The organism is Corynebacterium sp. HMSC072D12 (assembly GCF_001813925.1).
GTDB classification, from domain to species: Bacteria; Actinomycetota; Actinomycetes; order Mycobacteriales; family Mycobacteriaceae; genus Corynebacterium; species Corynebacterium aurimucosum.
The window spans coordinates 1-1,278 of record NZ_KV814398.1 but is presented as its reverse complement, the minus strand read 5'-3'; the positions used below and the strand labels follow the sequence as shown (position 1 = coordinate 1,278).

The following is a 1,278-nucleotide window of genomic DNA, read 5'->3' as shown; positions in this document are numbered from 1 at the left end:
TTCCAACGGCCCGATCTGTGAAATCAACACTGGATAGTCCTAGGTCTGTGATAGGAGGACTGCTGCTGGTGCGGTAAGGCCAATTCCTATGGTTAATAGGAATCGGCCGTCGTGTGACGTGTGCGGCCATGGACTGGTTAAGAACGGCAAAACCGCGGCAGGAACCCAACGCTGGCTATGTCCTAAATGCAACGTTTCATCGATTAATACCCGCGCACACACCAGCGAGATTCGGCATTTCAAAATCTTTATTGACTGGATTCTTTCCGGCGAATCTGCAGACCATTTAGCCAAGCGCCTTGGGGTAACAAGGCGGACTTTGACCCGGTGGTTCAAGCTGCTGTGGTTTATCACCGTGCCCACTTCTTCTGACCCCTATCGTGTTTACGATCAGGTCTTTATCGACGGCACCTACTTTCACAAGAAATGCCTGCTGGTAGCCTGCACCGACACACACGTCATCGCCTGGCACTGGTGCCTGCGTGAAAGCTCATACGAGTACCTGAAACTGCTCGACAAAATCGCGCAACCACTCATCGTCACCACCGACGGGGCAGGCGGAGCCCTCAAGGCACTGCGCACTAAATGGCCCGACGTTGCCATTCAGCGCTGCCTAGTCCACGTCCAACGCAACACTTTTGCTGATATCAGCCGCAACCCGATTCACCCAGCCCATAAAGCAATCCGGAAACTGGGCTACATGCTTATCCAAGTACACAACCGTGAAGATGCTGCGCGGTTTACAGCTGCAGTCCACCACACCCGCATCACCTTTGCTGATTGGCTTAAAGAGCGAACCTACCGCAGTGCTATACCAGCAGGCCAAGTACCGAAATGGGTCAGCCCCAACCAGAAATGGTGGTACACCCACCGCAACGCCCGCAGGGCTCTAAAACGGCTAGAAAAGCTCATCCACACAGGACAGCTATTTACTTTCCTTGACCCGTCTAAAGGTGTCACACAAGACTTAAAAGCCACCACGAACCTGCTGGAAGGCGGCATCAACAAACAACTCAAAGACCTAGCAGGAAACCATCGTGGCATGTTCGATGAGCATCAGCGCATCACCATGGACTGGTGGCTCTACACCCACACCGAAGACCCTGTAGCGCCACTGGAGTTAGCCAAGCAACAAGACTTCGGACGCCAAGGAGAAAAAGCAGCACGCGCAGCCTGGGCAAAAGAAGAACTCACACGACGCGGCCACCCAGACGGGCGACCAGCCACATACGACATCCACATCGACAGCGAATGGAACCCCAGCTTAGGCATAAGAAA

Annotated in this window: 1 protein-coding gene; it reads left to right on the top strand. The window is 53.8% G+C overall.

Features of this window, described 5'->3' with window-relative positions; translation table 11 throughout:
* Window positions 1-88: 88 nt before the first annotated feature.
* The coding region (locus HMPREF2943_RS05290) for an IS1249 family transposase (protein WP_070711006.1) at window positions 89-1,278 on the top strand (1,190 nt) is incomplete at its 3' end.